The sequence below is a fragment of the Streptomyces sp. SID12501 genome, assembly GCF_010550245.1.
Classification (GTDB): domain Bacteria; phylum Actinomycetota; class Actinomycetes; order Streptomycetales; family Streptomycetaceae; genus Streptomyces.
The window spans coordinates 1-26,439 of the sequence record NZ_JAAGLU010000065.1 but is presented as its reverse complement, the minus strand read 5'-3'; the positions used below and the strand labels follow the sequence as shown (position 1 = coordinate 26,439).

General features: G+C 69.7%; 23 protein-coding genes and 6 pseudogenes. 18 read left to right on the top strand and 11 right to left on the bottom strand.

Translation table 11 applies throughout. The annotated features are described in order from the left end of the window. Nucleotides 1-151: 151 nt before the first annotated feature. The 4 genes from G3I71_RS42685 to G3I71_RS42670 are packed head-to-tail and all read right to left on the bottom strand — an operon-like array spanning nt 152 to nt 4,603. Nucleotides 152-1,432: an ABC transporter permease gene (locus tag G3I71_RS42685; protein ID WP_343243254.1), complete on the bottom strand. Its 1,281-nt coding sequence runs from the start codon at nt 1,430-1,432 to the stop codon at nt 152-154. After that, nucleotides 1,429-2,166, bottom strand: a complete 738-nt coding sequence (locus tag G3I71_RS42680; RefSeq protein ID WP_164323869.1) for an ABC transporter ATP-binding protein — start codon at nt 2,164-2,166, stop codon at nt 1,429-1,431. Before G3I71_RS42680 ends, G3I71_RS42685 begins: the two co-directional genes overlap by 4 nt. A gap of 23 nt (nt 2,167-2,189) precedes the next feature. Beyond that, on the bottom strand, nt 2,190-3,680 hold the full coding sequence (locus tag G3I71_RS42675) for a peptidoglycan-binding protein (RefSeq protein WP_164323859.1): 1,491 nt from the start codon (nt 3,678-3,680) through the stop codon (nt 2,190-2,192). After that, a complete protein-coding gene (locus G3I71_RS42670; RefSeq protein WP_164323857.1) occupies nt 3,677-4,603 on the bottom strand; it encodes a hypothetical protein in 927 nt (308 codons plus the stop codon). Before G3I71_RS42670 ends, G3I71_RS42675 begins: the two co-directional genes overlap by 4 nt. A gap of 210 nt (nt 4,604-4,813) precedes the next feature. On the opposite strand from G3I71_RS42670, the gene G3I71_RS42665 reads away from it, so the two are divergent. The 4 genes from G3I71_RS42665 (at nt 4,814) to G3I71_RS42650 (ending at nt 8,771) form a co-directional block, all read left to right on the top strand. Further along, nucleotides 4,814-5,506 (top strand): response regulator transcription factor, encoded by a 693-nt coding sequence (locus G3I71_RS42665; RefSeq protein ID WP_164323855.1) that lies wholly within the window; start codon nt 4,814-4,816, stop codon nt 5,504-5,506. Continuing rightward, on the top strand, nt 5,503-7,002 hold the full coding sequence (locus G3I71_RS42660) for a HAMP domain-containing sensor histidine kinase (protein ID WP_164323853.1): 1,500 nt from the start codon (nt 5,503-5,505) through the stop codon (nt 7,000-7,002). Before G3I71_RS42665 ends, G3I71_RS42660 begins: the two co-directional genes overlap by 4 nt. After that, nucleotides 7,002-7,577, top strand: coding sequence for a hypothetical protein (locus G3I71_RS42655; RefSeq protein WP_164323851.1), 576 nt, complete (start codon nt 7,002-7,004; stop codon nt 7,575-7,577). The genes G3I71_RS42660 and G3I71_RS42655 overlap by 1 nt, the downstream gene beginning before the upstream one ends. Nucleotides 7,578-8,378: 801 nt before the next feature. Next, nucleotides 8,379-8,771, top strand: coding sequence for a hypothetical protein (locus G3I71_RS42650; protein ID WP_164323849.1), 393 nt, complete (start codon nt 8,379-8,381; stop codon nt 8,769-8,771). A gap of 36 nt (nt 8,772-8,807) precedes the next feature. Here the strand turns inward: G3I71_RS42650 and G3I71_RS42645 are convergent, their stop codons facing one another. Beyond that, nucleotides 8,808-9,248 carry a hypothetical protein gene (locus G3I71_RS42645; protein WP_164323848.1) on the bottom strand — a complete coding sequence of 147 codons (441 nt, stop codon included), beginning with the start codon at nt 9,246-9,248 and terminating at the stop codon, nt 8,808-8,810. Between the two features lie 66 nt (nt 9,249-9,314). Between G3I71_RS42645 and G3I71_RS42640 the strand changes: the two genes are divergently transcribed. The 5 genes from G3I71_RS42640 (at nt 9,315) to G3I71_RS42620 (ending at nt 13,958) form a co-directional block, all read left to right on the top strand. Further along, nucleotides 9,315-9,548: a hypothetical protein gene (locus G3I71_RS42640; RefSeq protein WP_164323846.1), complete on the top strand. Its 234-nt coding sequence runs from the start codon at nt 9,315-9,317 to the stop codon at nt 9,546-9,548. A gap of 309 nt (nt 9,549-9,857) precedes the next feature. Next, nucleotides 9,858-10,760 carry a hypothetical protein gene (locus G3I71_RS42635; RefSeq protein WP_164323844.1) on the top strand — a complete coding sequence of 301 codons (903 nt, stop codon included), beginning with the start codon at nt 9,858-9,860 and terminating at the stop codon, nt 10,758-10,760. Between the two features lie 90 nt (nt 10,761-10,850). Beyond that, a complete protein-coding gene (locus tag G3I71_RS42630; protein ID WP_164323842.1) occupies nt 10,851-11,030 on the top strand; it encodes a hypothetical protein in 180 nt (59 codons plus the stop codon). A 201-nt stretch (nt 11,031-11,231) separates the two neighbouring features. Next, on the top strand, nt 11,232-11,519 hold the full coding sequence (locus tag G3I71_RS53035) for a transposase family protein (RefSeq protein ID WP_164323841.1): 288 nt from the start codon (nt 11,232-11,234) through the stop codon (nt 11,517-11,519). Nucleotides 11,520-12,275: 756 nt separating this feature from the next. After that, nucleotides 12,276-13,958 (top strand): RecQ family ATP-dependent DNA helicase, encoded by a 1,683-nt coding sequence (locus G3I71_RS42620; protein WP_275409388.1) that lies wholly within the window; start codon nt 12,276-12,278, stop codon nt 13,956-13,958. Here the strand turns inward: G3I71_RS42620 and G3I71_RS42615 are convergent. Together G3I71_RS42615 and G3I71_RS42610 are read right to left on the bottom strand one after the other, a co-directional pair. Beyond that, nucleotides 13,955-14,128, bottom strand: a pseudogene (locus G3I71_RS42615) (cytosine permease); the annotation flags it as partial. The gene G3I71_RS42620 and the pseudogene G3I71_RS42615 sit on opposite strands and share 4 nt — an antisense overlap. Before the next feature lie 227 nt (nt 14,129-14,355). Further along, nucleotides 14,356-14,565 (bottom strand): annotated as a pseudogene (locus G3I71_RS42610) (transposase); the annotation flags it as partial. Between the two features lie 258 nt (nt 14,566-14,823). Between G3I71_RS42610 and G3I71_RS42605 the strand changes: the two are divergent. Continuing rightward, nucleotides 14,824-15,444: a hypothetical protein gene (locus G3I71_RS42605; RefSeq protein ID WP_239149691.1), complete on the top strand. Its 621-nt coding sequence runs from the start codon at nt 14,824-14,826 to the stop codon at nt 15,442-15,444. Nucleotides 15,445-15,486: 42 nt separating this feature from the next. Here the strand turns inward: G3I71_RS42605 and G3I71_RS51850 are convergent. Together G3I71_RS51850 and G3I71_RS53030 are read right to left on the bottom strand one after the other, a co-directional pair. Next, nucleotides 15,487-15,662: pseudogene (locus G3I71_RS51850) on the bottom strand (ISKra4 family transposase); the annotation flags it as partial. A gap of 21 nt (nt 15,663-15,683) precedes the next feature. Continuing rightward, nucleotides 15,684-16,472: pseudogene (locus G3I71_RS53030) on the bottom strand (MFS transporter); the annotation flags it as partial. A gap of 397 nt (nt 16,473-16,869) precedes the next feature. On the opposite strand from G3I71_RS53030, the gene G3I71_RS42595 reads away from it, so the two are divergent. Next, nucleotides 16,870-17,424: a GNAT family N-acetyltransferase gene (locus G3I71_RS42595; protein ID WP_164323839.1), complete on the top strand. Its 555-nt coding sequence runs from the start codon at nt 16,870-16,872 to the stop codon at nt 17,422-17,424. 907 nt (nt 17,425-18,331) lie between these two features. Here the strand turns inward: G3I71_RS42595 and G3I71_RS42590 are convergent. After that, complete coding sequence (locus G3I71_RS42590) at nt 18,332-20,092, bottom strand: S8 family serine peptidase (protein WP_164323838.1); 1,761 nt, start codon at nt 20,090-20,092, stop codon at nt 18,332-18,334. Between the two features lie 211 nt (nt 20,093-20,303). Here G3I71_RS42590 and G3I71_RS42585 point away from each other — a divergent pair, with 211 nt between their 5' ends. Next, nucleotides 20,304-21,143 (top strand): replication-relaxation family protein, encoded by an 840-nt coding sequence (locus tag G3I71_RS42585; protein WP_164323865.1) that lies wholly within the window; start codon nt 20,304-20,306, stop codon nt 21,141-21,143. A 458-nt stretch (nt 21,144-21,601) separates the two neighbouring features. On the opposite strand, the gene G3I71_RS51845 is transcribed toward G3I71_RS42585, so the two are convergent. Beyond that, a complete protein-coding gene (locus tag G3I71_RS51845) occupies nt 21,602-21,838 on the bottom strand; it encodes a lamin tail domain-containing protein (RefSeq protein ID WP_343243253.1) in 237 nt (78 codons plus the stop codon). 804 nt (nt 21,839-22,642) lie between these two features. Here G3I71_RS51845 and G3I71_RS42575 point away from each other — a divergent pair. The 6 genes and pseudogenes from G3I71_RS42575 to G3I71_RS42550 form a co-directional block, all read left to right on the top strand. Beyond that, nucleotides 22,643-23,056: an STAS domain-containing protein gene (locus G3I71_RS42575; RefSeq protein WP_164323837.1), complete on the top strand. Its 414-nt coding sequence runs from the start codon at nt 22,643-22,645 to the stop codon at nt 23,054-23,056. 1,050 nt (nt 23,057-24,106) lie between these two features. Next, a complete protein-coding gene (locus G3I71_RS42570) occupies nt 24,107-24,547 on the top strand; it encodes a hypothetical protein (RefSeq protein ID WP_164323836.1) in 441 nt (146 codons plus the stop codon). Next, nucleotides 24,544-25,137 (top strand): hypothetical protein, encoded by a 594-nt coding sequence (locus G3I71_RS42565; protein WP_164323835.1) that lies wholly within the window; start codon nt 24,544-24,546, stop codon nt 25,135-25,137. The genes G3I71_RS42570 and G3I71_RS42565 overlap by 4 nt, the downstream gene beginning before the upstream one ends. A gap of 223 nt (nt 25,138-25,360) precedes the next feature. Next, on the top strand, nt 25,361-25,723 hold the full coding sequence (locus G3I71_RS42560) for a hypothetical protein (RefSeq protein WP_164323833.1): 363 nt from the start codon (nt 25,361-25,363) through the stop codon (nt 25,721-25,723). Between the two features lie 129 nt (nt 25,724-25,852). Further along, a pseudogene (locus G3I71_RS42555) lies at nt 25,853-26,062 on the top strand (transposase); the annotation flags it as partial. A gap of 80 nt (nt 26,063-26,142) precedes the next feature. After that, nucleotides 26,143-26,313 (top strand): annotated as a pseudogene (locus tag G3I71_RS42550) (ATP-binding protein); the annotation flags it as partial. Nucleotides 26,314-26,439: the final 126 nt, after the last annotated feature.

Here is a 26,439-nt window from a genome sequence, read left to right as displayed (position 1 = left end):
ACCACGGCACCACACACCGCCCCATGTCAGTGACTCCCCACACCCAAGACCCCACCAACAGCGAAAACACCCCGACCTGACATGCCGTCACTGACACAACCCACTGACACCAAACCGGCACATCGCAGACAAACTTGGGGAGGGTGCCGGTCTAGGAAGGTGCCCGGAGCGCGTCCACCGGTTCCATCCGGGCGGCGCGAAGCGACGGGTAGAGACCGGCGAGCAGGCCGACGAGAGCTCCGGCGAGCGGGGCGCCGAGGGCGAGGTTCAGGTCCAGGACCGGGGTCCACTCCTTGAAGACGGCGACACACACCACGACGGCGATGCCCAGGGCCGCGCCGACGATGCCGCCGAGCAGGCCGATCGTCGTCGACTCGAGGAGGAACTGGCCGGCCACCTGCCGTCGCGAGGCGCCCAGCGCGCGCCGCAGCCCGATCTCGCCGACCCTTTCCATCACCGTCACCAGGGTGACGTTGGCGATGCCGATCGCACCCACCACCAGCGAGACCAGGCCGAGGACGAGGAAGAGGCCGTTGACGTCGTTCTGGACACCGTTTCGAGCCTTGGACAGGTCGGCCGGCGCCGCCACGGCGAGGGAGTTCTGCTGCCCGGGGGCCAGGGCGATCGGAGCCTGGCGCGCCACCTGCCGCGCTGCGCCGAGCGCGGTGTTGATGAGTACCTGGGTGACGTCCTCCAGGCCGAGGCGGTCCGCTGCGGTGGTGGGCGGGAGCATCACCGCAGTGGACAGGCGCTGCTCGCGCCTGATGCCGCCGAGGATGCCGATGACGGTGTACGACTGGCCCTGGAAGAAGATCGCCGGGGAGTCCTCCACCCGCTTGATGCCGAGCAGCCGTGCCGCTTGGTCGCCGAGGACCGCCACCTGGGCGTGCCGGGCGATGTCGCCGGCGTCGTAGAACCGCCCGGAGGTCATCGCACCGCGTACCCCGGCGGGCAGGTCGGCCGAGGCGGCCACCACGGCCAGGGTCTGGGCGGATATGTCGCCGGGCGCTTTCACGTCGTTGGACCGCACCTGGACGCTGTTGGTCAGTGGGGAGTCGGCGAGGGCGGCGGCCGAGTCCACGCCGGCCAGCCGCCGGACGGCGTCGGTCCCCGACCAGTCCACCAGTGGCTCGTCGTCCGAGCCGGCCGCCACAGACGGCACGGTCACGGTCACCGAGGTCGCGGTGAGCGCGTCGAACCGGCCGACGATCTGGTTGCCGGCCGTGGAGGCCACCCCGATGGTGATCACCAGCGTGGTGATGCCGAGCACGGTGCCGAGTGTGGTCAGGGCGGACCGTACGGGGCGGGCCATGACGCCCGCGAGAGCTTCCGTCCACAGGTCCCGGGGGTCCATCCAGGGGCGTTCGATGCGGGTCCCGGCCGGTGTCGCTTTCGTCCGTGCCCTCCCCAGCGCCCTCGTCGCGAGTTTCACTCGGGCTCCTGGGTGAGGCGGCCGTCGGTGATGCGGACACGCTGGCCCGCGCGGCGGCTGACCGTCTCGTCGTGGGTGATGAGCACCAGGGTCATGCCCTGGGCGCACAGGTCGTCGAAGAGTTCCAGCACGGAGAGGGTGTTCTCGCTGTCCAGGTTGCCGGTCGGCTCGTCGCAGAGCAGCAGCGCGGGATCGCTGATCAACGCCCGTGCGATGGCGACGCGTTGGCGTTCGCCGCCGGAGAGCCGGTCGGGCCTGAAGCCCGACCGGTGCCCGAGCCCGACCCGGTCCAGCGCCTCCCGGGCGCGGGCCAGACGGGTACCGCGACCGAGCCCCGGGCGTGGCCTGCGGTACGCCTCGGCCAGCATGACGTTCTCGTCGACGGTGCGGTACGGCAGGAGGTGGAAGGACTGGAACACGAACCCGATACGACTGCCGCGCAGCGCCGTGCGTTCGAGGTCGCCGAGCCCGGTGGTCTCGACGCCGTCGAGCCGGTAGGTACCGGAGGTGGGACGGTCGAGCAGGCCCAGCGTGTTGAGCAGCGTCGACTTCCCCGAGCCGGAAGGGCCGACGATCGAGAGGTGCTCGCCGCGCCGAACGGTCAGGTTCACACCGCGCAGCGCGTGCACCGGGGGTTCGGAGTCAAAGGTCCGCTCCACACCGGTGAGTTCGATGACGGCGTCCGGGTCACCGCCGTCGTCCTCCGGTGCGGCACCCTCGGTCGTCGGAACCATGGTGGCTGGGGCGGTGCCCGGGGTCATTCGCCCACCACCACCTTGTCGCCCTGCTCCAGCGTGCCGCTGGTCGGCTTGACCTCGACGAGACCGGCCGCGGAGAGCCCGACGGTGACATGGACGTCGCTCAGTCTGCCGCCGCGCTCGACCTGCACCCGGACGTTTCCGTCGGACGAGGTGCGGATCGCGGCGAGCGGTACGACCAGCACCTTGCCGTCCGAGGCGCCGATCTTGATGGTCACCTTCACCGCGGCTTCGGCCTCGTCGGCCAGTTCGCCGGAGTTGGGTACGGAGATCCGCAGCTGGACCGGGGCCGAGGAGTCGGTAGCGGAGGTGCCGGCGGATTCGCTCCCGGTGTCCCCCGAGGTCGTCCCGGTGGATCCCTCGCTGTCCCCGTCCGAGCCCGTCGCCGTGGTCGTCGAGGACGCGGCGTCGGCGCCGAGCGCCGACACCGTGCCAGCCGCCTTCTTGCCGTCCGTCGTCGTCAGCTCGACGGCCATGCCCTTCCGCAGCAGTTCGGCGTCCGCGCCGGGGACGACCGCCTGCACCTCCAGGTCGGAGCTGGTCACGGTGCCGATCGGGCCGGACGCGGTGTCCCCCGTCTTCACCGTCACCTTGTTCAGCCGTACGGGCAGCTTCGGGAAGAAGACGACCTCGCCGGCCGGGACCTTCGTCCCATAGGAGGCCTGGAAGGTGCTGAGCGCGGCGTTCGCCATGTTCAGCGCCTTCCTCGCGGATTCGAGCTGCAGTCGGTGGATCTGCGCGTCGGTGCTGGACTGCGGGTTCGGCGAGCTCGTACTGCCGCTCGCGCCCGCTTCCGTCCCCGCCGCTGTCCCTGTCTCCGTTTCGTCGCCGCTGCTGCTGCTCGCGCTGTTGGTCGTGAGCAGCGTCTGCTGGGCGGCGGACACCGCCTGCTGCAACTGGCCCAGTTGCTGCTCGTCGTCCGCGCTGGGCTTCTGGGCCTCGTACCCCTTGCTCGTGTACCAGCTGGTGACCGCCGCCGCGGTGCCCTGGCCGTAGTTGCCGCTGATCGATCCGGAAAAGAATCCGAGCCGGTGCAACGCTTTCTGGAGCTGCTTCACATCGTCGCCGGAGGCACCTGGGCCCAGCGCCCGGTACATCGGTACGGTTCCGCTCTGCGCGAGCACCGGACGGCCGTTGACCGCCATCAGTACGTCGCCCTCCTTGACCTTGGTAGCGGCGACCGGTGCCTTGGTGATCCGCTGCTCCGCGCCCTCTCCGCCGGCGGTCGCGGACGCTCCGGTGCCGACCTCGCCGGCCAGCGCGAGCGGACGCGGCGAGGCGAACTCGACGGACCCCGACGCCACCACGGTCGCGGTAAGGGACTGCCGCTGGACGGCCACGGTCACCGGGCCGGCCTTCGGCGCGGTGTGCGCGGCGGCGGCGTCGGCGGGCGAGCGCACCTGCGTGCCGGCGATCCAGCCGCCCGCACCGACCAGAACCACCGCGCCGACCAGGGCGCCCAGGTGCTTACGGCTGCTGAACCGGCTCATGCGTTGTCGCCGTAGTACGGGTGGGCCTTCTCCTTGGGGAAGTACGCGGCCCGGAACTTCTTGCCGCACTCCAGGTCCTTCAGGGAGAGGTCGATCTCCTTGGTGAGCAGCGGCAGCGCCTCCGCCTTGGACATGCTGAAGTGGTTCTCCGGCACGTTCTGCTCCATCCGCACCATGTCGGACATACCGGTCGGCTGGGTGGTGCTGACCGGGATGCCCTGTGCCTTCAGGCAGGTGGCGTACCCCTGGGCGAGCTGCACCAGTTGGGCGTCGCCGTTGAGCTCGAGACCGTTCGCGCGGTTCGCCTCCGCCTTGGCGTTCTCCGCCTTTTTCTGCTCGGCGGCGCTCAGCGCGTGTCCGTTCACGGCTATCGACGCCTTGAGTTGGCAGCCGCCGATCTTCTCGTCCGCCTTGGACTTGGCCTGGGGGCCCGCCAGCGCCTCCTCGTACGCCTTCTGCTGGGCGGGGGTGAACCCCTTCTCGTCGTCGTCGGCGACGCCGTCGGTCCGCTTTTCTCCTGCCTTCCCTCCGGGGTTACTGAAGGGGGCATTGGGGTCGTCGGGGTAGACGGCGGCGGCGTAGTTGCCGAACCCGTACTTCTCCCGGGACTTCTTCGCCGCCGCGTAGTCCTCCGCGTCCAGCCCTACGTAGACGGCGTCGCCACCGGCCGCCGCCACGTGCGGTGTGTAGGTGAAGCCCTGCTTCTTCATGCAGGCCGCGAGGATGTTCTGCTGGATGTACGTCTTCTTGGTCTCGGCGTCCGCACCGTCCGGGACAGTGAGCTGCACTGCCCCGTCGGCGTTCGTCGTACTGTCGTTCGCTCCGCCGCGGGCCACGGAGTCGGAGCTCGCTCCGGTCTTGTCGCTCGAACCGCCGCAGGCGGCCAGGACCGGCAGAAGGCCGATCGCCAGGGCGGTCGCCACGGAAACGCGGCCCCTCCTCGGCATGCTCTTGTGTGCGTTCATGGTGGATGAGGCTGGACCCGCGGTGTGATGGGAACTGGCCCGGAGTGTGATCAAACGGCAACAGCCGATGGGCGGCGACAGGACGCCGGATCCGCTCACCCGCCCGCGAGTATGTGATCGTCCGGTAACAGCACCGGCCTGGCCTGGTGTTGTACGGATACTGAGCACATGCCACGTGTCCTGCTCATCGAAGACGACCGCGCCGTGCGTGAGGGTGTCCGACTCGCGCTGCGCCGCCAGGGGCACGACGTCGACGCCGCCGGGACGGGTGAGGACGGGCTGGAACAGCTGCGGTCGTTCCGGCCGGACGTCGTCGTCCTCGATCTGATGCTGCCCGGCATGTCCGGGCTCGATGTGTGCCGCCGCATCCGCGGGGCCGACGACCAGGTTCCGATCATCATGGCTACCGCCCGGGGCGACGACGTGGACATCGTGGTCGGACTCGAAGCGGGAGCCGACGACTACGTCGTCAAGCCCGTCCAGGCACGCGTGCTCGAAGCCCGTATCCGTGCCGTCCTGCGACGGGTCGGCGGCACACCCGCCGACGGATCCACGCCGAAGACAGAAACCCATGGAGAACTGACCATCGACCGGGCCGCGCTGACCGTCACCCACCAGGGCGCACCGGTCGCCCTCGCCCCCTCCGAACTACGGCTCCTGCTCACCCTCTCCGCCTCGCCCGGTCAGGTGTTCAGCCGGCAGCAGCTCCTGGAAGCCGTCTGGGAACACAGCTACCACGGCGACTCACGGCTGGTGGACGCCTGCGTCAAACGGCTGCGCACCAAGATGGGCGAGCCTCCGGGACAGCCGCGCTACATACAGACCGTGCGTGGCTTTGGCTACCAGTTCCGGTCACGGTGAAGGCGCCCCCGCCGCTGCGCGGCCTGCGCGTCCGACTGCTGGTGGCCTTCCTTCTGGTCGCCTGCGTCTCCACCCTGACCACTGGCGCCCTGACGTTCCGGGAAGCGCGCACGGGGATGCTCCAGCAGAGCCAGGACGGGGTGATCGGGCAGTTCCGCGACCATGTCGACACCCTCGCCGCCGACCTTGACTTTCCCCCGGACCAGAACCAACTGAACCTGTTCGCACAGCAGTTGGCGCGCTCCGAACCGTTGAAGAACTGGCGCGTGCTGGCCACTTACGGCGGCCTGAGCGCTACCTCCTCACCGCAGGACCCGTTCGAGCAGCTGACGCCCGACCTGCGCAAGGCCGTGGCCTCCGGCGGGAACACCGTCTTCCAGCGTGTGACAAGACACGGCAGTCCCGCACTCGTCGTCGGCCTGCCGGTCACCTTCGGTACCGCGGAGCGGCCCACGTCCGACCCGTCCGGGCTCGCCGTCTTCCTGACGGTGCCGCAGACCACCGAACAGGCCTACGTCCAGGCCCTGGTCCCCGCCGTCGAGCGCGCCACGGTGCCCGCGCTGATCCTGGCCGTCCTGCTCGCACTGCTGGCCGCCCGTGGCGTACTGCGGCCGGTACGCGAGCTGCGCCGGGCCACCCGTAGCATCGCCGAGGGCCACCTCGATACTCGGCTCGCCGTCAACGGCTCCGACGAACTCGCCGACCTCTCCCACACCTTCAACGAGACCGCCGCCGCGCTGGAGGAGTCGGTCGCCGAACTGCGCCGCATGGAGGCACGCGCCCGCCGCTTCGCCGCCGACGTCTCCCACGAACTGCGCACCCCTCTGGCCGCCATGTCCGCGGTCACCGACATCCTCGACGAGGACGCGGCCCAGCTCGACCCCGACACCGCCACCGCCGTACGGCTCATCAGCGAGGAAACCGTCAAGCTGGCCCGCCTGGTCGAGGACCTGATGGAGATGTCCCGCTTCGACGCGGGCGCGGCCAGTCTGCACCTGGACGAGATCGACCTCGCGGACTCCATCCGGCGCACCCTCGCCTCCCGCGCCTGGCTGGAGACGGTCGAGGCACGGCTTCCACCGCCGGGCACACTCCGCGGCAGCCTCGACCCGCGCCGCCTCGACGTGATCGTCGCCAACCTGGTCGGGAACGCCCTCCGCCACGGCGGACGCCCCGTACGGTTGCACCTCTCCGAGTGGGAACACCCGGACGACGGGCGGCGGGCGGTCATCGAAGTGCTGGACAGCGGACCGGGCATCCCCGAAAGCGTCCTGCCCCACGTCTTCGACCGCTTCTACAAATCGGACACGGCCCGCACCAGGACCGAGGGCAGCGGCCTCGGACTCGCCATCACCGCGGAGAACGTCCACCTGCACGGCGGCACCATCCAGGCGGCGAACGGTGCGCACGGCGGCGCCGTCTTCACCGTAGAGCTCCCTCTGAGACATGACGAGCCACCACCAGTACCGGCCGAACCGGCCGAGGGGAGCCATTAGTGAGCCCTGTCCACCGGGCCGTCCGGCCCGCGCTGCTTCTTCTCGCGGGGGCGCTCCTGCTCGGCGCCTGCGGCATCCCCACGACCGGTGTGGTGGGCTCGGGGGAACCCGCCACCGGTGTCCGGTCGACCATCACGCTCTACTTCACGGGCAAGCTCGGACTGGTCGCGGTCCCCCGCAGGATCCCCCAGCGGCCCAGCGTCGAAGCGGCCGTACAACTGTTGTTCCAGGGCCCGACCAGATCCGAACTGAGCGTGGGCATGGGCAGCCTGCTGCGGAAGCTGAAGAAGGATCCGACGGTCCGGGCCGATGGCGCCAAGGTGTCGATCGAGCTGCGCTTCGACGACCCCGCGGATTTCCCCGCCACTGTCAAGCCGCTGATCGGGGACGCCCTCGCCCAGGTGGTCTGTACGGCCGCCGGCGCCCGCCACGCCGAAGACCCGGACGTCGTATCGGTGGAGGTGGTCATCAAGGCCACCGTGAGAGGCGCCAAGAGCCCTTGGAGCGCCGAAGGGCGCGACGCGACCTGCCCCGCCCAGGCCCGGAGGTCTGCCGCCGCCTCCCGTTCCGGATAGACGTATCGCTGCCCTGCGCCTGGGAACCGGGCTGTTTCGGTGGCACTGGCCCTGACCTCACCGCCGGAGCGGAGTCTTCACGAAAGCGTTTGTCCCGGGCGGCCGGAACGCCATGGTCACCGGCCGCCAGGGCAGCCGCAATGGTGCCGCTCGGCCCCGGAGCCGTGCCCATCAGCGGCGGCACGCCTCTGGGAGCAGGAGGCAGGCCGCCTGCGAGTGGGGCCCCACTGCCCCGGTGTGGGCTGTCGTTGCGGACGGACACGGTGATCTCTACAGCGTCGTGCGACAGCAGCCCCGGCGGGCCTTCGAGGTGGACCCGCAGCATCGCGGTGGAGCAGGCCTCGTTGGCCACAATCGTAGAGCGGAAGTCGGGGGTGAGATCGGCGTGCAGGCACTGCTGCTCGATCCGGGACAGGGTCGCTGCGGCCTCGTTGGAGTTGCGCGCCGCCTTCCAGGACCCGACAACGGCAACAGCAGCGACGATCACCACGGCCAGAGCCAGGGCCGCGATCGTGTCGGTGGTGGTCATGAGGCAGGACGGTATCCGTACCCCGAGCATGCAGTCGGCTGCTCGCGGCGCCAGCCGCGCGCCGGGCCCTGTAGCCGTTGCCGTCGCCTGCGGCGAAGAAGTGCCGTCGTGCACCCCGCGGAAGGCAGGCGCACTCTGTGGACATGAGCGGAAACAGACCCGTAGGTCCGCCTCCGGGACCGACGTCGGATCACACGCCGTCCCCTGCCGTCCGTGCCTCATCCCTCCGCGGATGGTTCACTCACGCTGCGGTCGCTCTCGGTGGACTGCTGATGGGACTCCTGATCGGCATCGTCGGGTCTGGAGGGGGCAAGGACTCTCCCTCCGCAACGGTGACCGTGACCGCCACCGCGACGGGCACAGACGTACAGGCGGGTGCAACTTCCCCCAGCGCCAGTGCCGGGCCGCAGCAGGAGGCCGCGCCCAAGGGAGGGATTCCCGGCGACGGAACCTTCCTGGTGGGCAAAGACATCCAGGCCGGCACCTACCGCAGCGAGGGGAAGAACACGTACGGCTGCTACTGGGCACGCTTGAGCGACACGACCGGCGAGGGCAGCGCCGTCATCGCCAACGGCAACGCCCAGGGCCCGGCCATCGTCAAAGTCGCCGCAGGCGACAAGGCGTTCCAGACCACCGACTGCAAGCCCTGGAAGAAGATCGGCTAGCCATCAGCCAGCGGAGCTCCGGTCCCGCCGCCGCGGTCAGCGGCGGCCGGTGGCCAGGATGACGAGGAACTGGCCGCCGCCCGCCTCGATGTCGGCGCTCACCGGCAGCCCCGGTACCAGTCGGGAGAACCGGTCCACCAGCCAATCCGCCGCCTCTTGGGCGTCCCGCCTGGTCGGACAACGGCCCACCATCTCGCGGCCCCCCTTGCGCTCCAGCCTCCCGGCAACGGTGATCAGCGGCGCGGGTTCGACCACATACAGGCGGTCCGGCCAGGCGACGACCACCTTGACCGCGCCCTTACGGCTGTTGCACCCACGATGCGCGAGCCGCTCGGCAACCTTGGCCTTCCGGTCGGCGGTCCGACTGTCGACACTGGGCCCCCGCGAGTCGTTCACCGACTCGTCCGGGTCGACCGGTTCGTCACACACCCAGCAGCGCCAGCCATCGCGCTCGGCCACATCATCAAGGAGACTCACCCGAGCAAACTAGCCTGCCCGGCCACCACCCCGCACACCAGGACTCCGGAGACTGAACTCACCGATGTGTTCGCGCCCTATCTGCTGCGCCAGGGCTTCGAGCGCGTCAGCGGCACGGCCACCGAGCCGCCGCTGCTGGAAGGCTGGCTCGCGGTGCCCGTCCAAGTGGCGGGCATCGAGACGGGCGACAGTCTGCTGACGATCCTGGACGGCAATGCGGAGGTGTTCTTCACCGGCCCCGTTTTCACGCCGGCGCGGTGGCACCGTACGGCTCTGGAGCCGGGTGAGTGCACGCTGTAACACGGGCCCACACAACTCGATCCGGCGTCCCGGGACTTCCCCACCCAGAACCGGCTGCTGGAAGAAGCCGCCAGCCACGGCGGCCTGCTGTCCGCGCGGGTGCCGTGCCTGGACCGCGCCACGCTACGGGACGTCGCTGCCAGCGAGTGAGAGGGGGATCAACGGCAGAGCCCTCTGCGGAAAGTCCTGAGGAGCCCGGGTACGTGAACGCGCCGGGGGGAAGGCGTTGCAGTGTGCTCGTTCCGGGATGATCCCGGCCTGACGGGATAACTGGTGGCAATGCCGGAGGCTCACCTCCACCATGAGCGCATGACGCACGAGCCGGAAGCAGCACCGTGGTTCATCGAACATCTGCGGGAGTACACGGAGTCGGACAGCGGACCGGAGATGGAGCAGCTCGGCCGTTCGATGAGGCTGCTCCGGTTCGCGGTCTTTGCCCAGACCGAGTACCCGTACGCCACGACGTTCCCCAACGACATGGCGGCCGGGGCCTGCATGGCGCAGGCCTTCGAGCAGCTCGAAGCCGCGACGGTAATGCTGTCGTACGGCTTCTACGGGGTGGTGCGCAACATTTTGCGGTCCGTCTACGAGTCGGCCGGCCTGGGGCGCACGCTCGCCAAGGAAGTGGCTATGGCGGAGAAGTGGCTTCGCAAGAACCAGTGGTGGCCTGACAGCGTGGTCCGGCAGTGGCTCGAGGACAACCGTGTGGTGTCGGTGGAGAAGGTGCAGCTCTACCGGAACTACTACCGGGAGGCGAGCGCGTGGACGCATCCGACCGCGACGTCCTGCATGGGCCAGTTCACGCCCACGGACACCGCCCTGGTGCTCACGCCCGGCACCATCTTCGACGCCGAGCGGTCCCGTCTAATGACGGCGGAGATCACCTCCACGGCCGTCTTCGTCTGCTTCGCCCTGCGCAACAGCGTCGTCGATGAGGAAGCCATCGATCCGGGCTGGCGCCGTGATCTCTACGAACTCGCCCGGGAGCAGTCCGGTGAGGCCCTGCCGCACCTTGACCGGGACTGGACGACCGAACAGGAGACGTACGACACGGTGATGTCCAGGCTCCAGGACGTGAGCGTCCTCGAAGAGGTCCTCAACAACCATCCACACTCATGGCGCAACCTCAAGAAGAACGCCGTACCGGACACGTCGGCCACCCGGTGGTGGCCCCGTTTCTGCCGGTCGTGGCGGCGTCGGGGCCGCGCCTGAGAGCCTCCCGAGCTCTCTCACCCCGTCCAGGGGCCGTGCAGGGTTGCTTCGCTGTCACCGTGGTTCGGGGTCCGGATGTTCCGGCGGAAAATGCTTGCTGAGGATCTCGGCCCAGGTCGGCAGCACGACAAATCCGGTAGGGGCGGCCTGGGCCTCCACGAACTGGATGAGGGCCGCGACGAACGGGGCCGCCGCGGCATCGTGCGGCTGGGCGTCGACGGCAGCCCTCAGACGGTCGCGGGCGGCGGGCGCGACCCCACCCTCCCGTAATCCCCACCAAGATCGACGAGTTATTGATCGGCAGGCCCGAGGGCTTCGGCACGAGGGTGACTTGAGCAGGTTCACCCCAACTGGCCTTGTGGTTCAGGTCGGTGGGGATATGAGGCAGGCACGGCCGCCAGTGATCATGCGAGTGTCTACGTCCCATGATCCAGGTGGAAGACCGTGCCTGTCGTTGCCGAATCATCCCCCATGCCCGCCGCGCTTGACCAACTCTCCGCCTCGCCGTCCATAGCGGCCGAGGAGTGTCCCAGCCTGTTGAACTGTCTCGCGGCGGTGACGGATCCTCATGATCCACGAGGCCGACTGCATCCCCTGACCGGCGTGCTCGCGATCTGTGCCGCAGCTGTCCTGACCGGCGCGACCTCACTGCCGGCGATCAGCGAATGGGCAGCCGATGCCCCGCAGTCGGCCCTGGCCCGGCCCGGTGCCCGCCTTGACCGCATCCACGCTGGACGACAACCTTCGGCAGCAGGCTGAACGCGCTTTCCGTGCTGGGGACTTCGCCGCCTCGGCCCGCCTGTACGAGCAGCTCCTCACCGATATGTCCACAACCTCGGGCACCAAGGACGCCGACTCCCTTGCCGCCCGCGGGCAGTACGCGCTCGCGCCGTACGGTCTCGCCGACTACCACCCGGGGAGAACACCTCGACCAAGGCCGGCACCTGGCTGCGCAACTCCGCCGGCGGGACGACCGGCAACACCGCGTCCCACTGCATCGGCACCAGCCACCGCATCTATCTCTCGCGCGACAGCGACGGCTACTACCACTTCACCGACGGCACCGAAAGCGGACGTATCGCAGGCTACAACTACCGGACCTGCAGCTAGAACCGGTGCGACACGGTGTGTGAGGGATGCCTGACACCCTCACACACCGCCGGGCCCGGCGCGCCCGTCCTGCACCGCAACTCCTCGACCGCGTCCCTCTCGTATGAGCCCCGCGTCTTGTACCAGCCCCACGTCAGGGCGAGAAGCCGTTCCCGGGCGGTCTCCCCACGCCGCAGCCGGGGCTCCTTGCGTCGCGCAGGTGGGCATAGGACGTGCTGGCCATGCCCGGCAGCACGGTCGAGGCAAAAGCCTCTCAAGGCAGTCGTGACGCTCGCGGGCCTGCCACGACCGTGCCGTCGCAGTCCGCGCCTGGCGATCGGACTGCTTCGGGCCGGGGCGGGCACTAGACCCACCACCGCCCGTCCGGTTCCGCCCCGGTCGCGCGCAACCGCTTCGGGAGTCCCTTTGCCGATCAGCCTGTTCGTCGCCCGCCGTCTCCGCAGAGCCGCGCGGGTGGCCTTCGGATGGGACGAGTTGCGTCCCGGCCAGCTCACCGCGATGAAAGCGGTCATGCGCCGCAGGGACGCCATGGTGGTGATGCCGACCGGCTCGGGCAAGTCGGCGGTCTACCAGGTGCCGGGCATGCTGCTCCCCGGTCCGACGCTCGTCGTGTCACCGTTGATCGCTCTCCAGCGGGACCAGATCGCCGGACTGCTGCGCAACAGCGGCCAGAGAGCCGTCGCCGTCAACTCGTCGATGTCCAGGGCGCAGAACGAGCAGGCATGGGAGAGCGTGAGCGACCAAACGGCCCGGTTTCTCTTCCTCGCCCCGGAACAACTCGCCAAGCAGGACGTGCTGGAGCGGCTGGCCGCGCTGAGACCGTCCCTCTTCGTCGTCGACGAGGCGCAGTGCGTGTCCTCCTGGGGCCACGACTTCCGGCCGGACTACCTCAGGCTCCGGCAGGCCGCCGAGAGCATCGGACGCCCTCCCATCCTCGCCCTCACCGCCAGCGCCGCCGCACCGGTGCGCGCCGACATCGTCGAGCAGCTCGGCATGCGCAAGGCCCACGAGGTGGTGGCCGGGTTCGACCGGCCCAACATCCGCCTGGAGGTCACCCACTTCCTGGACAACGCGGCCAAGCGGCGCGCCGTGGTGGAGCGGGCTGCGGCCGAGCCCAAGCCGGGCATCGTCTACGTCGCCACCCGCAAGGACGCCGATGTGTACGCCGCCGAGCTGAGCGAACTCGGCCTGAGCGCCGCCGCCTACCACGCGGGCAGCCGGTCGGCCGACCGCAGCGCGGTCCACGACCGCTTTCTCGGCGGCGAGCTGGACGTGGTGGTGGCCACCTCGGCATTCGGCATGGGCATCGACAAGCCCGACGTACGGTTCGTGCTCCACGCCTCGGTGCCCGGGTCCCTCGACGCCTACTACCAGGAGATAGGCCGGGCGGGCAGGGACGGCGAGCCGTCCCGGGCCATCCTGCACTACCGCGTCGAGGACCTGGGCCTGCAGAGGTTCTTCTCCACCGGCCGCCCGGACGCGGACACCATCGCCGACGTCTCCCGCCTCGTACGGGACCGTGCGACCCCGGTGACACCGACGGAACTCCAGGAGGAGACCGGCCTGTCCGCCGGCCGGCTGACCGCCGTCCTGAACCTCCTGGAGAGTGCCGAAGCCCTCACCACGGAACGCGGAAAGGTGGCCTCGGTCCCCGGCGCCGATGCGGAGGAAACCGCCACGCGGGCCGTGGAGTTGGCCACCGCGCACGAAAGCATGGAACGCTCCCGGGTCGACATGATGCGCGGCCTGGCCGAGACCACCGGCTGCCGACGGCGGTTCCTGCTCGGCTACTTCGGCGAGCGCCTCAACTCCCCCTGCGGCAACTGCGACCGATGCGAGCAGCAGCCCACCGGCGCCGAAGCCGCAGGCAGCGCCGTCCCCGGCCTGTCCCGCCCCCGGACCGCCTCACCCACGCGCCACGACCACCCGTTTCCGCCCGGCACCGCGGTCCACCACCCGCAGTGGGGTGACGGCGAGGTCCTCAGCGAGGAGGAGAACCGGATCACCGTCCTGTTCGCCTCGGTTGGCTACCGAACCCTGTCACTGCCGGTGATCCTGGAGAAGAACCTGCTCACAGCCGCTTCCTAGACGCAGGCCCGGCCGGCCCGCCGCAGCACCGCGTACAGCCCCGCACCCACCGCGAACCCGACCAGGCAGGTCACATCCCCGAACGACGGCCACTGCTCCGGCACCCACCCCACGTACTTCTCCTGGTTCGAGAACGGTGGGACCGACACGACGATGCCCGCCAACAGGGCCGGACCATCCCCACACCCTGTTCACGACCGCCAGGCTCGCCGACAATCTCGGCGAGCAGCAATGCCGGACGGAGGCCGACGAACTCGCCCGCACGGCCGCCGAACACGCGACCACCGCCCTGGGCGCCGAGCACGAAGCCACCCCGAGCTGCCGCCTCACCCTGGCCTGGGTGCTGTACCGCACCGTCCCACACGAGTCCGAGGGCTTCATCCGCGCCACCGTGCGGCATGGCGATGATCAGGGCGGCTCCGCCGTCGGCGAGGTCGATGCCCCAGGTCACCTCGTCGTCCAGGGCCAAGACGTCGGCGAGCAGCTGGAGCAGGTCCGGCTCGTCGTTGGCGACGCGGCGTGACAGCAGCCGACGCCCGCTCTCGTCGATCACCACGCAGTGGTGGTGGGTCTTGCCTGCGTCGATGCCGGCCCAGATCGCGGCCATGTGGTGCCTCCGTGCGGTGGGGTGCTGGTGCTCCCGACGGACGACGTCGCTGTCGATTCCCTACGGAGCGATCGAGTCGCAATTCCTAATTGGGTGCGGTTCCTTTGGAGTGGCGGCCGCGATCAAGTGAGGTCATAGTTCCGCTGGTAAGTGCGTCAGGCGCCAGGCCGAAAATCCATGCAGCGGGGAACCGGGCTGCGTCGGGATACTGGGCCGGTGAGCAACGCCATGGCTGAGTACGAAGCGGATACTGAACAGTTGAAGCGAAGGGTCTACCTCGGCCTGCGCGAGGGCAACCTCGACCCACAGGACGTCGTCGTCCTCGCCTGCGAACTGCTCGACTGGTTCCATTACACCGACGCCGTCCTGGAGGTCGTCGAGCGGAACCCGGCCGAGGTGCCGCAGGCGGAGATGACCGCTCTGGCCCGGCGCATCCTGGACGACGCGGGCTTCGATCCCGGCTTCGACCTCGCCCCAGAGCGTTTGGAGACGTTGCGTGCCGCGCTGCAAGTCGTAGCCCGCGACCTGCCCACGCGCGGGATCGAGGGCGAACCGGAGATCGAGATCCTGGAGGACTGTTTCCCGGTGGGAGCCGGTGTCCGCCTTGCCGACGGCGAACGGCTCAACTGGGGCGGCCCCATCCTGCCGAACATGTGCGACGACCCGACCATGGCATTGACCAGTCTGGCGATCATGATCCAGGAAAGCCTGCTCGAATGGACCTGGCAGGTCTGGCCGGTGTGCCCCCGACATGACCTCGGCGTCCACGGCTCGGAGCGAGAGCGCGAGGTTGTGTGGTGGTGCGCGGGCGATGGCGGACACATCCTTGCGCCGGTCGGCGAACTCGCGCGCGCTCTCGGCCGCCGTCGCCCCAAGTAGGGGCGGCGGTGGGGTGCAGTTCGTTTCGAACGACCGCCGGGATCAGGCGGTGGGTGCGTAGTTCCGCTGGCCGGGTACGGGGTAGAGGCGTTCGTGTTCGCGGGCGGCGTGGTAGCGCCAGCAGGGGCCGAAGTCTCCGTTGGAGAGGACGGCACGCAGTCGCAGTACGGCTTCCCTCCGTGAAGGCCCCAGCGGGCGCCGATCGTGTCGTTGGCGATCACCGGGCCCAGGATCTGCCAGACACCCATGTTGACCGCGTTGAAGACGGCAAAGGCCAACGTCACCGTCCAGATCCAAGGCTGGGAGCTGAAGTAGCTCCAGCCCTCCCGCAGTTCGACGAGCATCGTCGGGTCGCCCTTGGTACGCGGTGGCAGGTCGGGCAGTGACATCCGGGCGAAGAACGCGGCCGCCAGGAGGAAGGACGCGGCGTCCGCGGCGATCGCCCAGCCGCCTCCGACGGAAGCGGTCAGCAGGCCCGCTGTGGTCGGGCCGAAAATCCGGGTGGCGTTCCTGACGGACGCCAGCAGGGAGCTGGCCTGCTGAAGGCCACGTCCCGCCGCAAGGTTCGAGACGATGCCGCGCAACGCGGGCTTGGTCAGCCCCTGAAAGGCACCGTTGAGAGCGGCCAGCGGTAGCAGGAACGCCGGGGGCTGGTGTGTCAGAAGGACGAACGCGACGCCGGCCTGGGTGAGGCCGGCGCCCAGGCTGGTGAGGCGTAGTACGGTGTCGCGCCGGTAGCGGTCGGCGATCCCGCCGCCGAGGAGGAGCATCGCGACCATCGGGACCAGGGCCGCAGTGGTGACCGCGGACAGCCAGCCCGTACTGTCGGTGACCTCCAAAACGCCGAAGGCCAGGGCGACCGGCGACATGGCGCTGCCGGCCATGGAGATCGACTGCCCGGCCAGAAACCGCCGGAAGGCGGCAGAGCGGAGCGGCCGCCCGGAGGCGAAGCCAGTACTGAATACCGGTGACGCGTCCCTTTCGGGCGGTTCACGATCTCGGCTCTCTGGCGCATCCGTTGCAGGCACAAGGGGCCACCGTGCCAGCGCATGCAGGACGCCTCAAGTGGTTTTCGACAGAGGGCCGTGCCGCTACGAGGTGCGGCCACGGCACACAACGAACGCGAGTGACCCGCATCACTCAATCTTCGCTGAGAACGCTCAGCCTTCGCTGCGAGAGATCACCCGCCCCGGCCTCTCCCCCGTCTGACGTCACCACCGCACTGACGGCGGCACGGGCGCGGCTGCCCCGGTCGGTCAGCGGATGTACAGGCTCCTGCCGGTGCGGATGTAGTTGCTCTGTGCCTTCACCGTCCCCACTAAGTCGCCCGTGCAGTCGGATCCGCTGTAGACGGTCGCGTCGATGCCTGTGAAGTTCCAGAAGCGTGCGTACTACGTCCGCGCTGCTGTCCGGAATACTCGGTCCATGCCGCTCATCCGTGACATCTCCCGGGCCGACTACACGGTGGTGGAGGAGCTGCTGCACTCGAACGATCTGGGAGACGACAGGTTCTACAACCCCGACGGCTTGGACGTCGTCGTGGCCGAGCTGCACGGATCCGTCGTCGGGGGTGCCGAGTTCCACCTCCATCACGACTTCGGACACGACGAAGGCCGGGAGACCCATCCTGGCGAGCAGACGTTCGTCTTGGCCATGGCCGTCGCTGACACCGATCGCCGCAGCGGAGTCGGCCGGGCGCTTCTCACCGAGATCGCCCGCCGGACACAGGAAGCCGACGACACGTTCCTGGCCCTGGTCCCCCAGGACGGCGACGATGACGAAGCGGCCAGCCGACAGGCGTTCTTCCAGGCCTGCGGGCTCACGCGCTACGGACCCGACAGACCGGGCGCGGCATGGGGCTGCCCGGTCTCAAAAATCCTCGATGCGGACGCGCCCGGCTCCCGTCCTTTCCCCCACCAGACGTCGCCGCCGTTGATGGCGGCACGGGCGCGGCGGACTCGCCGACACGCGACCGGCTGAGCGTGCGCCCCGATCCTCTCGCCCGCCGCCCGCGAGCTGTCCCACCCACCCACTTCTCTTTCTTCCTGCTGTGCGGCGTGGACTTGGGGGCGTAGAGGGGATGTCGGCCTCCCGGCCACGGCCCAACCAGCATGGTGACCTGCGGATTCACGGACAGGCGCGGCAGAGCGTGCGGACGGTTGTCGGCCGGGTTGTCGTCGGGGATGTGAGCCTGATCCACGGAGGTGTTGTCGCTTCGTGACCGTGGTCGGGCCGTCATGGTCGGGGTTCTGGTCGGGGCCGGCTGCTGCTGTGAACGGTACGCGCGGCGCCGGACGGGCCGGTACCGCACCGGACGGGAAGCGAGCGACCGTGATGATCGGCGTGGACGCGGGCAGCGGAGACCGGCTGGCGCTGGGGGGCTTGGTCGAAACCGTGCGCGGAACTCGGTGCCCCGCCTCCCTCGCGTTCGGCCTTCTTGCCGGTGTGCGTCCTGGGCGGAGTTTTACGTCGTGCCCCCGAGAGCCGGCCAACCGCAAGGCGTAGGCCTCCCGCGGCGAGGCCGCCTCCGCGGTCCGGGCCGGGACGGCGGCCCGCCGCTCGAGCCGGCTGGCACTCCTCGAGGCCGCGGCGCGCGCAGCCGCGGCCCCGCTGCCCGTACGGTCAGCGCGGACACGGCCCCACTGCTCCTCAGGGAGGCGCACGGTGAGCTGGACACCGGCCCCAGTCCGTCCGCGGACTTCCTGGACGCCTCCGGCATAGGGGCCCCGACCGCGGCGTACACCGCCGCCGGGGCCCCTATGCCCTCTGCCGCCCAGCAGTTCGCAGCCCTGGCCGAACAGACCGCAGCCCGCCTTGTCCGCGGCCGCGGGCGGGGAGCTGTCGCCGGCGCAGTGCGTGCTGTACGCGGGCGTTGCCGGGCTCTGCGCTAGAAGGTCAGGTTCCAGGCGTCGATCTTGCCTGTGTCGGAGGCGGCGTTGTCGTTGACGCGCAGCTTCCAGGTGCCGTTCGCGACCTCTGAGGAGGCGTCCACGGTGTAGGTCTGGGCGATGTTGTCGGCGCTGCCGCCGGTGTGGTTGTGCAGCGTGTAGACGGTGCCGTCCGGCGCCACCAGGTCGACCTTCAGGTCACCGATGTAGGTGTGCTTGATGTCCACACCCACCTTGAGGGTGGCCGGGGCGTTGCCGCTCACGCCGGTGACGGCGATCGGGCTCTCCACGGTCGCGTTGTCGTTGACGGCGAAGTCCGCGAGGTTCTCGAAGTACTTGCCGGGCGGCGGGGTGGTCGCGACGGCCTTGAGGGCGTCGGCCTGTCCCTCGCCGAAGAACGCGTTGTTGGCCGTCGTGCCCGTGCAGCGGCTGTCCGAGGGGCAGGCGATGTCGTTGGCCTGGGCGGCCAGCTTGGCGCGGATCTCCGCCGGGGTGATGCCCGGGTTGGCGCTGGCGATGAGTGCCGCCACGCCGACCACGTGCGGGGTGGCCATCGAGGTGCCGCTCTTGCTGCCGTAGCCGCCGCCGGGGACGGTGGAGTACACGCTGCTGCCCGGCGCCGCGATGTCGATGACGCCCTGCCCGTAGTTGGAGAACGAGGCCTTGGTGACGCCCGTGCCGTTGGCCGCGACCGTGACCACGCCCGGCAGCTCGGTCGGGATGTCGAGGCAGGCGTTGGTGATGGTGCGGGTGACCGGCGTCGAGTCGTTCGGGCTCGCGGAGTCGGTCGTCTTGTGGGCGAGGTCGTAGTTCTCGTTGCCCGCGGCGGCGATCTGGAGGGAGCCCTTGCTCTCGGCGTACTCCTGGGCGCGCGTGACGCCCGCGATGATGGCGGCCTGGTCGATGTTGTCCGGGCAGTTGAACTGCCACGGGTCCGTGTAATAGCTGTTGTTGGTGACCTTGAAGCCGTGGTCACCGGCCCAGACGAAGCCGCAGATGGTGTTCTCGGCGAAGAAGAAGGCGTTGCCCGGCTCGGCGACCCGGACCGCGGCGATCGTCACCCCGGGGGCCACGCCGACGACGCCCTTGCCGTTCTTGGCCGCGGCGATGGTGCCCGCCACGTGGGTGCCGTGCGTGTCGACGTCCCGCCAGGCGCCGGCACGGGTGTCGGGCTTGCCGTAGGCGCAGGAGACCGAGTCGGCCGCGTCGAAGTTGGGCGCCAGGTCCTGGTGCTGGTCGTCCACACCGGTGTCCAGGATGCCGACCTTGACCGAGGCGGAGCCCGGGTTCACGGCCCAGGCCTGGTCGGCCTTGATCTGGCTCATGTCGGCCCGGACCGGTTCTCCGGCCGGGGTCGAGGCCTGAGCCGGATTGGCCGGGAGCGCCGGGTTGTAGGCGTCGGCCGGGACGTCCGAGGTGCGCGTGGCGCCGACCTGCTGCACGCCGGCGACGCCGCGCATGGTGGCGGCGAATCCGCTGGACGCCGAGTGGGCGACGATCACGCCGATGGCGTCGAAGTTCGAGAAAACGGTGCCGCCGTTGGCCTCGATCGCGGAGCGGACCGCCGAACTGTCACCGGGGGCGGTGATCACGAGGTAGGCACGCGTGCCGGCCACCCAGGTCGCACTCTGGGAAGCCGGCACGGCGGCCGGAGCGTGGGCCTTGGCGGCCGGAGCGGTGGAGGGGACGACGGGGAGCGTGCCCGCGAGGGCGCCCGGGGCGCCGAACGCGAGGGCGGCACCGAGCGTGGCCGCCAGCACCAGCGTGCGTCTGGATCGGCTGGATATGTGGGGTATCAAAGCGTCCTCCGGAGACGGCCCGGCCGTGCTGAGGGCACCGGCCGGGCCGTACGAAACGAGTGGTGGATGCAAGATGTCAGACGGGTCCTCCTGTACGGAAGTACCTTTCCGTACCGCGACGTTATAGGGGCATGGCTGAAAAGCACCGCTGGAGGTGCCGGCGCAGTACCGGATGGCCATCACCGAGCAGATGCACCGGGTGATCGCTCCCTCTGTGCGTAGCGAGCAGACCCGGCGGCGGCTGGCCCGGCTGCGCGTTGAGGGGCTGGTCGACCGCATCACCCTGCCGCAGGCCGGACGGACCCGGAGTTGGTTCCCCACGGCGTACGGCGTGCAACTCGCCTCCGAGTGGCCCGAGATGCGCGGGCGGCGGCTCTCCAGGACCGTGTCCGGTCCGACCGCCGTGCGGCTGAAGGCCGGCCACACGCTGACCGTGACCGAGACCGCGCTCGTCTTCCTCGAGGACGCACGCCGCCTCGGCGATGTGTGCGAGCCGATGGACTGGATCCCCGAGGTCCACCACCCGATCGGGAGCGGCAAGGCCGTCATCCCCGACGCGCTCCTGTACTACCGGCGCGGCCCCGCCGACGGAGACAACGGGTCGATGCTGCGGGCTTTCGTGGAAGTCGACCGGGCCACCATGGGCCCCGAACGCCTCGCCGCCAAGCTGACCGCGTACGAGCGCCTCCACCGCTACGTACCCGTGGTCCCGGGGCGTCGGCCGACCCTCCAGGAACCGGCGGTTGAGGAGTGGCGTCGGCACTACCCGCTCTTCCCCCGCGTCCTGTTCGTCCTGGACGGCACCGGCCCAACCGGTGTCGAGAACCGGATCAGCGCCCTGCGCTCCGGAGCCGGGCTGCTGGCGCCGTCCCGCTTCCTGCACGACGTCCCGGTCCTCGCGGCGCCGCTGGCCGACCTGCTCCAGCACGGCCCCTCCGCACCCGTACGGCGCCCCGTTCACGACCCCGACCGACGAGTCCGCTGGACCGAGTCCGCGCGTCGGCAGACATGACGCGCAGCGCCCGCAGACGACGGCGCGGGTCTGTACTTCGCTTCGCTCGCAGACCCTCCGTAGCAAAGTAGTCGGCCACCAGACCAGCGCGTATCCGCCCCTTGTCGACCTGGTCAGCCGCGCATCCGGGCGCCAACGGCCAGCCGGTCGAGGCTGCCTGAGGCACTACGAGAAGCACCACGAAGGACAGCAAGAGGGGCAACACGAGAAGCAACCAGCCGGGGCGCAACTCCAGCGGGCGCCGACCGTGCGCTGACCAGCCGTGGTCGGGGCTGGACGCGACACGGCCGGAGGCGCGGTCGGGGCGAGCACTCCGCCGACCGCCGTAGCGACTCCCGCACTCCGTCGGACGCCCGGACGGGCGAGGCGTGACACACCGACCGCAGCGTGCCGTTGGCATGACCAACTGGAGCCACAAAGGGTGATCTGCCGGTTGCCGGCAGACCACCCTTCGCCTTCTACTCGCGGGCGTGACTGTTGTGCGCCTCCACCCTGTGACCGGAGGCGTCCTCGATGGTCCAGTCGTCGAGGTTGACCGTGTGACGGGTGGTGTTGGTGACGTCCACCCACTCCTTGTTCAGCGACCGGTTGGAGCGGTCGTCACGTCCCGGGGAGTCGTACTGAACCGCCGAGATCTCCACCTTCGGGTGCTGCGGGCGGGCATGGCCGGCCGCGGACGCCGGCAGCACGGCCACCGAGACAGAGCACCGGCCGCGAGCGCGGCGGCGACCAGCCGACGGGCGGTGGCAGAAGCAGAAGCGGACGAGAAGTCCCCCCGAAGGTGCAGGCACCACTCCCCCGCAAACAGCCTTCCGGCCACCGCGGGAATCGGTGCGGTGTGCGGGTGACGACCGGACTGGCCGCACACCCACACCCGGCCCACCCCCTGCAGGAGTTGACCCAACCCACACAGCCACCACACCGATACCGCGCAGGCCGTCACCCGAAAGCGAGCAACAGCCCTCACCTTCGCCGCTTCGGGGGCCCGGTCGGTGCAAGTGGTCTGTCCGGGCCGGGTCAGATCTCCGCGGTCGCCGTGGCAGTGACCCACGCGGCGGCTTCGACGTCGGTCAGGAACAGCACTCGCGTCGGGTGGATGGTGTGTCCCTGGACGACATGGACACGGCCCCGGCGCGGGCGCTCCTTCGGGCGTGCGGACCAGACGGCACTGCCGCGACCCTGAACGCCTTCCGGAGATGAGCGAATCACTTCTCACTTGGGCGGCGATCAGCTTGATGACCCGTCGGCTCACCCGCCGCACGGCCCCGCCCCGCCGAACGCCGCGACGCCACCCCGTACTACCTCGCCCAGGCAGTCCGCGCAGACCAACCTGTCAAGGCTGCGGCATGACTATCACTCGCACGGGTGAATGTTCAGGTGCGTGGACGTTTCTGCATCCCCGCGTTTCCTACGGTAGTTGAGCGTTGCCCCAGTCCCCGGCGACGGTCCGACGACCACGAACTCCCGTCCAGCGGGGGGGGCTCACGTCAGGAACCGTCATGGGCATCCAGGAGACGAATGCGGCCTCGGAGCAGCGCCGGAATCACCCGATACCGGGGAAGCTGCCGCCCCCGTGCCGGCACGCGCGCAGTTACCTTGTCCGCGGCATCACCGTGATCGAGCTCCACGGAACCATCGACCTGAGCAATATCCCTGAGATCCAGGCGCACACCGATGCCGCCACCGCCATGCCCGGCGTCCGCGTGGTCGTGGACCTGCGAGCGGTGGAATTCCTCGACTGTTCCACCCTCGATCTGCTCTGCCGCACCCGCCGCCGGGCCCTCGAACGCGGCGGCCATCTGACACTGGTCTGCGTCCGCCCCTGGCACCTACGGATCCCCAAAGCCGCCGACCTCGGCACACGCTTCGCGCCCCACGCCACCGTGGAAGACGCCCTGGAGTACGAGCAGTGAACGCCCCCCACCGGCTCTCGGCATACAGAAAAATCCAGTCCGTTATCGACCGAATTGCACGCTGCCCCCATTCCCCCGACCCGGTATACGCTCCCGGGCAGGACCTCCACACGTTTCGCCGACTCCGGTCGGCGACACGCTGCCGGTCCGCCTCTTTCGGCCCCCAGCCCCCGGGTCGCAGTGACAATCCGACCACTGTGAGCGGCTGGAGCCGCATCGCCGACTACGCGGCTCCAGCCCTTCGTCCTCCCCAGCCCTGTTCGAGCCCGGGATGAACTCCCGCGCACCCCGGGACGGGTGGGGAGGACGGTCGGTGTGAGACGGCGATGCGAGGGGAGCCCGACGCTGTCTTCGCACTCTCAGCCGCCGCCCGTGCTCGCCTGCACGCGGCGGCGGCTGGCGACCATTCCACCACCAGCGCCCCCGGAGCATTCCTCGATGACAGCTTCCGGCGAGAAAGCGGGATGACTCAAGCAGGAGACTGCCGCAGCCACCTCAGGCCCGTCACACCGACGTGCCGGCAAGCCATGGCCACACCGTCTTCCGGGCTCGACCAAGCAGGAAAGCACCAGCCTGAGTTGCCAGTTCTCCTTCACAAGCCGACGACTCTCCTCCGCCAACTGCCAAGCACGCTCCTGAGCAGCCGACAACCGTTCCGCCATCACAGCATCGCCCACACGATGCCCCACAAGGAAGACTCTCTCGCCGGCACACCAACCAAACAAACTGTCATGCCAGCATCAGACACAGGCACCAACCGGGAGTGCCCCGTATTCAAGCCCATCTTCAGCCTCGCTCTGGTTCTGATCTGGGGCGTCCTCTTCACCATCGTCCTCGGCGCCGTCTGGTGGGGTGTCGGCAATCCGCCCGGCAACGCGTTCCGGGGCGCCGTCGGTGTCCTCGCCGGGACAGCCGCGCACGCGCTGGAGGCGGACCTCGCCCGGCGGCACGCGCGTCGTAGCCGACCACCCCACAACCACCGCAAGACCGGCCCGTCAAAGCCGTATGCACGATCCGCAACCCCGCAGCCCGTACCGCACAAGGAGCAGCATGAGCGCGACGACCGAGCTGGACAAGGAGCGCCGCTACCTGCGCCCCGTACGCGCCACGATCATCTCCGACGATCCGGACGGCGTGCACCTGGCGGTGTGTTCGTGGCTGCCGATGTTCGATGAGTGGGCGACCGGGCCCGTGATCTGCGCGGAGTCCATGCGCCAAGGGCCGCTACCGGAGGGCCCTGAGGTGACGTGCACGCGATGTCCGGAGGGGAGGCCGAAGTACGAGCGGATACCGGCCCCGGGATATCGGCCGGCCGACGACGACCCGGAGGTCCTGCGGGCGGGCGCGGACAAGGCTGAGGCGGCCGTGAAGCGGGTACTGGAGCTGGCGCTCGCCGACGATGTCGACGATCCGTCGTGGCGGGCGCCGGGCGCAGTGGTCCCTGGGCGTATTCGGTTGGCCGTGGCTGGGGAGCAGGAGGGGCAGAGGTGACGGAACAGGCCGAGGCCATGAAACTGTCCGGAGACCAACTGCTCGCGTTAATGGTGGCGTCCGAGCGCCGTAACCGGCAGTCCCACGACGACAGCAGCACGGCGCCCATCACCCCGTTCGCGCCGTGCGCGGTGTGTGACACGGCCGTCGACTCCCAGAAGGCCACGCTCGGTATGGCGGACGTCGATGAACGGGTCTTGACCGTCGGGCCGTGCGGGCACCGGATGTCATACAACCGGAAGGTCGCCGAGCAGATGGCCGGCCGGGTGCAGAAGATCGTGGATGAGGAGAAGAAGCCGGTGAGCGTGTGGGGCACGATCTGCAGCCTGGAGGAGGATCCGCCGTACGCCTACCAGCGCTCACACGTCCTGCCGTCCGAGGCCGACCCGCGGGGTGGGGATGTGCAGTTGGCGGAGGTGCCGTCGCACATCACCCGGGACGGCCGTGACGACCAGCCGGAGGACGGTCGGCCGTGGCCGTGGCTGCGGGTGTCCCTCAACTCGGAGGACGCGGTACTGCACGCCCGGCAGGTCCGTGAGGTGTGGGAGTCGATGGGTGCGTGGCTTCAGCAGGTCGGGGAGGAGCGGTGAGCGGGGGCCGGCCAGGCGCTGTCGGAATGGGCGGCACGGGAGCAGCAGAACGCGAGGAAGGGCGTACAGCGGCGTGTCCTGGCGTGGGCGGGGCTGAATGCGCAGGCTCGTCGCGCGGACGCCCTGGCCGCCCGTGTGGCGCACGGGGCGGTCGCCGAGGAGTGGACGGCTGGCCTGCTGACCCGATTACCGGCCGGGTGGACGGTGCTGCACGGGCGTCGGCTTGCCGGGTTCCGCAAACTTCGACCACACGCTGCCCTCGCCATGCGGGACCGCGGTGTTCGTCCTCAACTCGAAACGCTGGCACGCCCGGCTCCCCACCCATCTGCGGGATGGTCGGGTGCACTTCGGGGATGAGGACCGGCACGGGCAGATAGACGCCGTCGCCCGGTCCACGGCCCGCCTCCAGGACGCGCTGGCCATGCCCGACGTGGTGGTGTGGCCACTGCTGGTCGTTCACGGCTCCCCCGTGGCCGGCGGAGTCCTCGATGCGCGGTCGCCGCGGTGGGCGGGCCCGGTGTACGTGCTGCGCTTGGCTCTGAAGCTGATCGTCAAGTGGCTGAAGATGTCGATGGTGCGCTGGTGAGGTGGCCCTCCGAGGTGAGCCTGTCGGGGTTGTCACCAGCGGTGACCAGCAACTGCCCGGCGGTTTCGGTCCCGACGCCCGGTAGCGCGAGCAGACCGGGTTACGAGTGCGCCTCAGGACGAAGCCAATAGGATCAACGGCCGGAAGAGGCACCTGATCTGCGACAACAGAGGTCTGGTACTCCTGGTGATGGCGACCGCGGCGAACGTGACCGCCCGCGACGCGGCCAAGGAACTGCTGTTCCGCCTCGCACTCATCCACCTCGAGATCGCCATCGTCCGGGCCGACTCCGCCTACGCCGGGAAGCTCGTGACCTGGGCCAAGACCTACCTCGACATGGTCGACTCGTGTGGAGTGCGTTGATGTTTCGCGGGTAAACGGATCGGGGATCAGCGGCGCTTCGGACGTGAGGCGGATATATGAACCTGGCTGGGCTGGGCGAGGGGCTGGAGCCGCTCGTGGACCGTCCGATAGCCGTCTCCGCCGTGTTCGAGGACAGTGGCGGGATCGCTGAGGCTCGTGACATGGCCCGCGACTTCCTCACGTCTGTGCAGGCTGTGCATGGGCTGCCGGTGTCGAAACGGGCGATGTGAACCGTTCCGGGTTCGGTAGGGACTCGATCATTTGAGAGGATCGAGTCATGGCACGTCCTTCCCGGTACCCGCTTGAGCTGCGCAAACGAGCCGTCCGCATGGTCGCCGAGGTGCGGCCGGAGT